General features: G+C 62.6%; 8 protein-coding genes. 5 read left to right on the forward strand and 3 right to left on the reverse strand.

Annotated features, from left to right (window positions below; genetic code table 11):
- Position 1: 1 nt before the first annotated feature.
- From AX724_RS13865 to AX724_RS13880, 4 genes are read left to right on the forward strand one after another with little or no spacing between them, the layout of a single operon-like run.
- Positions 2 to 2170: a 3-hydroxyacyl-CoA dehydrogenase NAD-binding domain-containing protein gene (locus AX724_RS13865; RefSeq protein ID WP_066767436.1), complete on the forward strand. Its 2169-nt coding sequence runs from the start codon at positions 2 to 4 to the stop codon at positions 2168 to 2170.
- Positions 2167 to 3324 (forward strand): acyl-CoA dehydrogenase family protein, encoded by a 1158-nt coding sequence (locus AX724_RS13870; protein ID WP_009823744.1) that lies wholly within the window; start codon positions 2167 to 2169, stop codon positions 3322 to 3324. Before AX724_RS13865 ends, AX724_RS13870 begins: the two co-directional genes overlap by 4 nt.
- 14 nt (positions 3325 to 3338) lie before the next feature.
- Complete coding sequence (locus tag AX724_RS13875; protein ID WP_231736691.1) at positions 3339 to 4226, forward strand: MaoC/PaaZ C-terminal domain-containing protein; 888 nt, start codon at positions 3339 to 3341, stop codon at positions 4224 to 4226.
- Positions 4223 to 5050, forward strand: coding sequence for an SDR family NAD(P)-dependent oxidoreductase (locus AX724_RS13880; protein ID WP_009823742.1), 828 nt, complete (start codon positions 4223 to 4225; stop codon positions 5048 to 5050). Before AX724_RS13875 ends, AX724_RS13880 begins: the two co-directional genes overlap by 4 nt.
- A 35-nt stretch (positions 5051 to 5085) precedes the next feature.
- Here AX724_RS13880 and AX724_RS13885 read toward each other — a convergent pair whose 3' ends face one another.
- Genes AX724_RS13885 through AX724_RS13895 form a run of 3 tightly spaced genes read right to left on the reverse strand, consistent with a single transcriptional unit; the run spans position 5086 to position 7411 of the window.
- Positions 5086 to 5592, reverse strand: coding sequence for a nuclear transport factor 2 family protein (locus AX724_RS13885; protein WP_009823741.1), 507 nt, complete (start codon positions 5590 to 5592; stop codon positions 5086 to 5088).
- A gap of 44 nt (positions 5593 to 5636) precedes the next feature.
- Positions 5637 to 6413, reverse strand: a complete 777-nt coding sequence (locus tag AX724_RS13890) for an SDR family oxidoreductase (RefSeq protein WP_009823740.1) — start codon at positions 6411 to 6413, stop codon at positions 5637 to 5639.
- Positions 6410 to 7411, reverse strand: a complete 1002-nt coding sequence (locus AX724_RS13895) for a quinone oxidoreductase family protein (RefSeq protein ID WP_066767440.1) — start codon at positions 7409 to 7411, stop codon at positions 6410 to 6412. The genes AX724_RS13890 and AX724_RS13895 overlap by 4 nt, the downstream gene beginning before the upstream one ends.
- A gap of 215 nt (positions 7412 to 7626) precedes the next feature.
- Between AX724_RS13895 and AX724_RS23405 the strand changes: the two genes are divergently transcribed.
- Positions 7627 to 7917 (forward strand): AAA family ATPase (locus AX724_RS23405; RefSeq protein ID WP_331711446.1); only part of this gene is annotated, 291 nt, incomplete at its 3' end.

Consider the following 7917-nt stretch of genomic DNA (forward strand, 5'->3'; position numbering starts at 1 on the left):
CATGAAGACTATGCGACTGGAAAAAGCCGAGGACGGCTTCGCGATCCTGACCCTCGATGCCGAAGGCTCGATGAACGTCGTCAACGATGCTTTCATCGCCGACATGGAAGCGGCGACGAAGCAGATTGTCGCGGACGAAAGCATCAAGGGCGTCATCCTGACGTCGGCCAAGAAGACGTTCATGGCCGGTGCGGACCTCAAGCAGTTGGTGAATGGGTTCGGCACGCTGACGCCGCAGGAAGCCTATGCTTTTTCGAAGCGCGCCACCGACATGCACCGCGCCATCGAACAATCCGGCAAGCCCTGGGTGGCGGCGATTAACGGCCTGGCGCTGGGCGGCGGTTTCGAGTTGGCGCTGGCTTGCCACCGGCGCATCCTGGTGGATGATGCCAAGGCGCAGGTCGGTTTGCCCGAAGTCAATGTCGGTCTGCTGCCCGGATCGGGCGGCACGGTGCGGTTGGGCATCATCGCGGGAATGAAGATCGCGCTAGACCTGCTGCTGTCGGGCCGCTCGGTGGGGCCGCAGGAAGCGCTCAAGCTCAAGATCGTGGACGAGGTCGTCCCGGCGGACAAGCTGATCGACGCGGCCAAGGCGTGGCTTGCGACCGTGCCTGACCCGGTCAAGCCCTGGGACGTCAAGGGTTGGACGCCGCCGCAGAAGAAGGGCCTAACCGTTCCTGAGGATTCGGCCGCCTACATGATGTATACGGGCGGTCTCGCCAAGGTGGGTTATAATCAACCCGCGCCGGCCGCGATTCTAAACTCGGTGTTCCACGGCTTGCAGTTGCCCTTTGACAAGGCGCTGGCGGTGGAGGGGAAATATTTCGCCAAGCTGCTGACCGATCCGGTCGCGCGCAACATCATCCGCACCACCTTCATTTCGAAGCAGGCGGCCGAAAAGGGCGCGCGTCGTCCCGAAGGCTTCCCGAAGTTTGAAGCGAAGAAAGTGGGTGTGCTGGGCGCGGGCATGATGGGCGCGGGCATTGCGTTCGTGTCCGCCAATGCGGGTATCGACGTCGTTCTCATCGACCGCGACACCGCGACCGCGCAGAAGGGCAAGGACTATTCGGCCAAGGTGCTGGGCAAGCTGGTCGAAAAGGGCAAGCTGACGCAGGACAAGGCGGACGCCGTGCTCGCCCGCATCACCCCGACCGACGACTTCGCGCTGCTCGATGGCTGCGACATGGTGGTCGAAGCGGTGTTCGAGGATACGGCGATCAAGGCCGAAACCACGAAGAAGGCCGAAGCGGTGCTGCCGGCACAGGCCATTTTCGCGTCCAACACCTCGACCCTGCCGATCTCGCAGCTCGCCCAGGCGTCGCGGAGCCCGGATCAGTTCATCGGCCTGCACTTCTTCTCGCCGGTCGACCGCATGGGGCTGGTCGAGGTCATCATGGGCAAGCAGACCAGCAAGGAGACGCTGGCCAAGGGCCTCGACTTCATCGCGCAGTTGCGCAAGACGCCGATCGTCGTCAACGACAGCCGTGGCTTCTACACCAGCCGCGTGTTCCAGATGCTGATCCACGAAGGCGCGGCGATGCTGGCGGAGGGCGTTCCCCCCGCGGTGATCGAAAACGCGGCCAAGGCCGTCGGCATGCCGGTCGGGCCGCTGGCGCTGCTGGACGAACTGACGCTCGACCTGCCGCTCAAGATTGTCGACCAGGCGATCGCCGAGGAAGGCGATAAATATACGCCACCCGCCGGCACTGCCGTCATGCGGCGGATGAAGGACGAGATCGGCCGGTCCGGCCGGAAGACCGGCGGGGCGTTCTATGATTATCCCGAAGGCGGCAAGAAGCATCTGTGGAAGGGCCTGGCCGATCATTTCCCGGTCAAGCAGGACTGGGATGCCGAGGAACTGAAGAAGCGCTATCTCTATGCGCAGGCGATGGAAACCGCCCGCTGCCTGGAGGAAAATGTGCTGGAAACTCCGCAGGACGCCGATCTGGGTGCGATCTACGGCTGGGGTTTCCCGGCCTGGACCGGCGGGACGATCAGCTACATTGACACGATCGGCATTAAGAAGTTCGTTGAGGAATCCGATAGGCTCGCGCAGCTTTATGGCCCGCGCTTCCTGCCGTCCGCATGGCTGCGCGACAAGGCGGCAAAGGGTGAGGATTTCTACACGCCCGCGAGCGAAACCAGGGTCAAGGAGCCGATGCCGGCATGAAGCGCCTGATTTTCGAGCAGGAGCATGAGCAGTTCCGCGACTCCGTCGTCAAGTTCATGACGACGGAGGTGGGCGCTCACGCCGAACGTTTTCGCGAGCAGGGCATGGTCGACCGTGAGCTGTTCCTGAAGGCGGGCGAGCAGGGCTTGCTGTGCACCTGGGCGGACGAGAAATATGGCGGGGCGGGGATCGACGATTTCCGCTTCGAGCAGATCATCATCGAGGAGAATATGCGCCATGGCGACATAGGCTTCTACATCAATCTGCATAATGATCTGGTCGCGCCCTATATCGCCAAGCTCGGCACCGACGAACAGAAGGACCGCTGGATGCCAGGCATCGTCAGCGGCGAGAAGATTCTGGCCGTCGCGATGACGGAACCGTCCACCGGCAGCGACTTGGCGGGTATGCGCACCAGCGCGGTGGACAAGGGCGACCATTGGCTGTTGAACGGTGCCAAGACCTATATTTCCAATGGCATTTTGGCCGATCTGGTCGTCGTGGCCGCGCGGACCGACCCCAATAGCCGCCACGGCCTGGGCCTTATGGTCGTCGAACGCGGCATGGAAGGGTTCGAACGGGGGCGCAAGCTGGCGAAGATGGGGCTTAAGGCGCAGGACACGGCCGAGCTCTTCTTCAACGATGTCAGGGTGCCCAAGGGGAATGTACTGGGCGATCCGGCCCAAGGCTTCAAATATCTCGCCCGCTTCCTGGCGCAGGAGCGGCTGGTCGCGGCCATCGGCTTCATGGCGACGGCGCAGACCGCATTCGACATCACGCTCGACTATGTGAAGGAACGCCGGGCCTTCGGAAAGCCGATTGGCGCGTTCCAGAATACGCGGTTCAAGATGGCTTCGATGCGGGCCGAACTGGACGCGCTTCAGACCTATGTCGACCAGTGCGTGATGCTGCTCAACGCGGGCGAGTTGACCGCAGAAGACGCGTCGGCGGCCAAACTGCTGACCAGCGAACTGGAAGGCCGGGTGATGGACGAATGCGTCCAGCTTCATGGCGGGGCGGGCTATATGGAAGAATATCGCATCAGCCGCATGTATACCGACGCCCGCATCAGCCGCATCTTCGCTGGAACGTCGGAAATCATGCGCGAAATCATCGGTCGCGGACTGGGCCTGGACGAGCGCAAGCTGTCCTGACCGCAAAGCCGGGGATGAGTCGAATGCTTGATGTCGAACAATTACGCGGCTTCCGGGTGCCGGAAGCGCAGGATGTCTGTGATCCGCGATCCGCTATTCTCTACGCGCTGGGTGTCGGCGCCGGGCTGGGCGCGATCGATGAACGGCATCTGGTCTTCGAACGCGATCAGGCCGTTTTGCCGACCATGGCGCTGGTTCTGGGAACACCCGGCTTCTGGCCGATGGCGCCGGAACTGGGCTGGGATTGGCCGCGCATCCTGCATGGCGAGCAGACGCTGAAACTGGTTCGGCCGCTCGAACTGGGCCAGTTGGTCAACGGCCGGATCGAAATTATCGGTCTCGCGGACAAGGGTTTAGGCAAGTCCGCTCTCGTGCGGGCAAAACGTGTCATAACCACGCCGACGGACCGGCCGATCGCCGAAATGGAGGAAGTGTGGGTCTTGCGAGGCGCGGGCGGTTTTGGCGGGCCGTCAAATCTTGATGGGCCTGCGCCGATTGTCATGCCGGATGCGCCCGCAGGCGCCTGTCTCGACCTGCCGACGGCCGCCAATCAGTCGATGCTCTATCGCCTGACCGGCGACCGTAACCCCCTGCATATCGACCGGGGCACGGCGCAGGCGGCGGGCTTCGATCGGCCGATACTGCATGGCCTCGCCACCATGGGGCTGGTCGGTCGCGCGCTGATCCATCTGTGCTGCGATGGCGATCCGGGTTTGTTGACCGACATGCGGGTGCGTTTTACCGCGCCGGTCTGGCCGGGTGAAACGGTTCGGACCGAAATCTGGCGCACTGGTGACACCGTATGGTTTCGGGCCAGCGTGCCCGACAGGAATAGCATCGTTATTGATGGCGGCGAGGCCCGCATCGGTGGTTTCAAGGAAGAACGGGACGTATTGACGTGAATATATTGGATGGCAAGGTCGCACTGGTGTCCGGCTCTGGACGGGGTATAGGGAAGGCTATCGCACTGAAACTGGCAAGCGCCGGCGCCCATGTCGTGGTGAACGACCTGGACGAGGATGTGGCAAATGCGACGGCGAGTGAAATCGAAAGCCTTGGCGTCCGCGCCGTGGTGTGCGTGGGCGACGTGACGGATGCCGATTTCGGCGACAAATTTGTGGGAGCGGCGGTCGCGCATTTCGGCACGATCGACATCATCGTGAACAATGCGGGCTATGCTTGGGATTCGGTTCTTCAAAAGACGAGCGACGAGCAGTGGATGGCCATGCTCGATGTTCATCTCAATGCCCCTTTCCGTATATTGCGCGCCGCGCAACCGGTGATCGCCGCCGCGGCGAAGAAGGAGACCGCCGAACATGGTCGGGCCACACGCCGGACGGTCATCAATATATCGTCCGTGGCAGGTCTTGGCGGCAATGCCGGTCAGTCGGGCTATGCGGCGGGCAAGGCGGGGATCGTCGGTCTCACCAAGACGGTGATGAAGGAATGGGGGCGACATAATGTCACCGTCAACGCGGTGGCTTTCGGCGCCATCATGACGCGCATGACCGCGGGCGAGGCGGGCAGCACGACCATCAGCGTCAAGGGTCGGGACATCAAGGCCGGCGTCAGCGACGAAATATTGGAAGCCATGGAAAAGGGCATTCCGCTGGGCCGCGCCGGCACGCCGGAAGAAGCCGCCGGCGCCGTCTACCTGCTATGCCTGCCCGAAGCCGATTATATCACCGGCGAGGTGATCGTCGCGGGCGGGGGCTGGAAACTCTGACGATATGATGGGCGGGCCTTGGCGCCCGCCCTCGGTCAGGCGGGCCAGCCAGGCGTGCGACCCTGCATGGCCAGAAAGATGGAACGCATGGGATCGGGTACGGATCCGGCGCCGATGCCAGTGCCGAAATTGATCCCCCGCCGCTCATATATCCGCCATCCCTCGGCCGTGCGCCGCAGCCTGTCCTCATAGCCGCCCACGGCGAGAAGGTCGGTGGGGCGCAGCGGATCGGCATCGGGGATATCGAACCACTGCCATGCCATGACGCGGCTGGCTGCGCGCGCTTCGTCGCCGTTCACCTCTATCACCACATTGGTGATGTTATGCGAACAGCCCATTAGAGCGCCCTGATAACCCATGCACTGGGCATGGATGGCCTCCCGCCCCACGGAACGCGCGCTGCCAAAGTCGATCGATCCATCCTCCGTGAACACTTCCTCCGCAATGCGGTGAAACTGCATCGAATCTACCAGATGGGCGTAACGATAGAGGCATTCCTCGATCGCGAGGCGGTCCGCCAGCATGGCGAGGTCGATCATCATGGCGAATATCTTTCTTTACCGGCCGCGAGGGTGGGGGGCTTATTTCAGCCGCAGCCAACGACCCCGCCGTCAACCGGAATCTGTGCGCCGGTGACATAAGCGCCCGCGCGCGAACACAGGAAAATGACGATGCCTGCAATATCGTCCGGCGAACCTAGACGTTGGAGCGGAATATGCGCCAGCAGGGCAGGATCGACCTGATCCTCATCCCGCATATGCGCCGTCATTTTGGTTGGGAAGAAGCCGGGAATGACCGCATTGACGGTGATGTTACGCGCCGCCAAATCGCCGGCCAGATCGCGCGTCATCATATGGACTGCAGCCTTGCTCGCGGCATAGCTGTACGCGCTGAGCCGCTCTGTCTTCATCCCCGCGACCGAACCGATGTTGATCACCCGCGCCGGATCGCCAGCCTTTCCGGACGCGCTGAGTTCGGGGAGGAGTTCCCGGACCATGGTGAACGGCGTCTGGACGTTCACGGCCATCACGCCCGGCCAAGCCTTGTCGGGGAAGCTGTCGATCGGCCCGCCCCAGGTCTTACCCGCGTTGTTGACCAATATATGGCATTCTCCGACCGCTTCGCGATAACGGGCGACGAGGTCGACCGCCGCCTCGGGCGTCGACAGGTCAGCGGGGAGGGGGATGCACGATCCCAGCGTGGCCATCTCCCGGGCGGCATCTTCGCAGATGTCGGCCTTGCGGGATGTGATCGCGACTGTCGCGCCAGCCCGCAGCAGACCTTCGGCGATCATGCGGCCCAGACCTTGCGCGCCGCCGGTGACCAGCGCCTTCTTGCCGGTCAGGCTGAACAGATCGCTCACATCGTCACCACGACTTTGCCGAACTTGTGCTGGTCGCGCAGATGCAGAAGCGCCTCTTTGGCCTGGGCAAGCGGATAGGTCGCCTCGATCACCGGCTTGATTGCATGTTGCTCGGCAAAAGCGAGCATTTCCTTGAAGTCCTGCGGATCGCCGACCTGGCTGCCGACGATGCTGGCGCTCTTGAGGAAGATGTCGGTGGCGTTGAACTTGATCTCGTTGCCGGCGGTAGACCCGTAGATGACGATCCGCGCGCCCGGATTGATGGCGCGGACATAATTGGCGAAGCTGGGCGATGGCGCGCCGTCCAGCACCACGTCGATGCCGCCGGTAAGTTTGCCGACCTGCTTGCGCCAGTCGGGATCGGTGTACAGCAGACCGCCCTTGGCCCCCATTGCCACGGCACGATCGATCACGTCCTGGTTTTCACCGGTGACATAGACATTGGCGCCCTTGGCCACGGCAAAGGCCAGGCCGAACGTGGCCACGCCGCCGCCTACGCCGCTGATGAGCAGCGTCTCTCCCGCTTCCAGCCGTCCCTTGAACATAAGCGCGCGCCACGAGGTCAGCGCCGTCAGCGGCATGGCCCCGGCTTCCTCGAAACTCATGAAGGCCGGCTTGGGCGCCAGATTGTCGACCGGCACGCAGATATATTCGGCGATCGTGCCGGCGAAGGGCATACCGAGCAGGCCGAAATCGGCGGCTGGCGCGTGGCGGTTCGACCCCCAGTTGCGTGCAGGATAGAGCACAACCTCATCGCCCTCGCGGACGCAGGTGACGCCCTCGCCGATCATGTCGACGACGCCCGCACCATCACAGCCCAGCGTGATCGGCACCGTCATGCCGGGATATTGCCCGTGGGTGATGAACAGTTCACGATGGTTTATGGATGCGGCCCGCAGCGCAACACGCACCTCTCCCGGACCGGGCACTGGCGTGTCGACTTCCGCCACCACGACGGATTCAGGGCCGTCGATCCGTTCGAGATAAAGGGCCTTCATGGTCAACCTTTCCTAATATCCTGCTCGCGCCGCGGTCTGTATGGCAACGCTGGCTGCATAACGACCTCGGCTTCCTAGGTGGAAAGCTGGACATTTTTCCATCTCATTGGGAACCTATCTGCCGATAGGAAAAAGGGATTGCGTTATAGATTCATCGCGCAGAATATATTTCGCATAACAAACGAATCGCGACAACCGCGCTAGGAGAGAAGAGCATGACCGTTGTGCCCACAGCTATCTTGCCGCCGCGTTCGACTCATATGCCGATCCGGCGTGCTGCATTGGTGGCGCTGACGGAAAGAGTGGCGCAGTCGCGCATGACCGTGGTGTCTGCGCCGGCTGGGAGCGGAAAAACCACCGCAATGCTGTTCTGGGCGGATGAACTCAGGGCGCAGGGGCGCCCCGTTTTGTGGCTCGCGGCAAGGGCAGGCATAGAAAGTAAGCGGTCCTTTCTCCAAGCGCTCAAGGCCGCAGGTATTGCCGCGGGTATGCCGTGGGATGCACTG

Origin of the sequence: Sphingobium sp. CCH11-B1 (assembly GCF_001556865.1) — a bacterium.
Classification (GTDB): Bacteria; Pseudomonadota; Alphaproteobacteria; order Sphingomonadales; family Sphingomonadaceae; genus Sphingobium.

Excerpts from the sequence above, each read along its gene's own strand:
- AX724_RS13865 (WP_066767436.1), top strand. The coding sequence starts at position 2 with ATGAAGACTATGCGACTGGAAAAAGCCGAGGACGGCTTCGCGATCCTG.
- AX724_RS13875 (WP_231736691.1), top strand. The coding sequence starts at position 3,339 with ATGAGTCGAATGCTTGATGTCGAACAATTACGCGGCTTCCGGGTGCCG.
- AX724_RS13885 (WP_009823741.1), bottom strand. The coding sequence starts at position 5,592 with ATGATGATCGACCTCGCCATGCTGGCGGACCGCCTCGCGATCGAGGAA.
- AX724_RS13870 (WP_009823744.1), top strand. The coding sequence starts at position 2,167 with ATGAAGCGCCTGATTTTCGAGCAGGAGCATGAGCAGTTCCGCGACTCC.
- AX724_RS13895 (WP_066767440.1), bottom strand. The coding sequence starts at position 7,411 with ATGAAGGCCCTTTATCTCGAACGGATCGACGGCCCTGAATCCGTCGTG.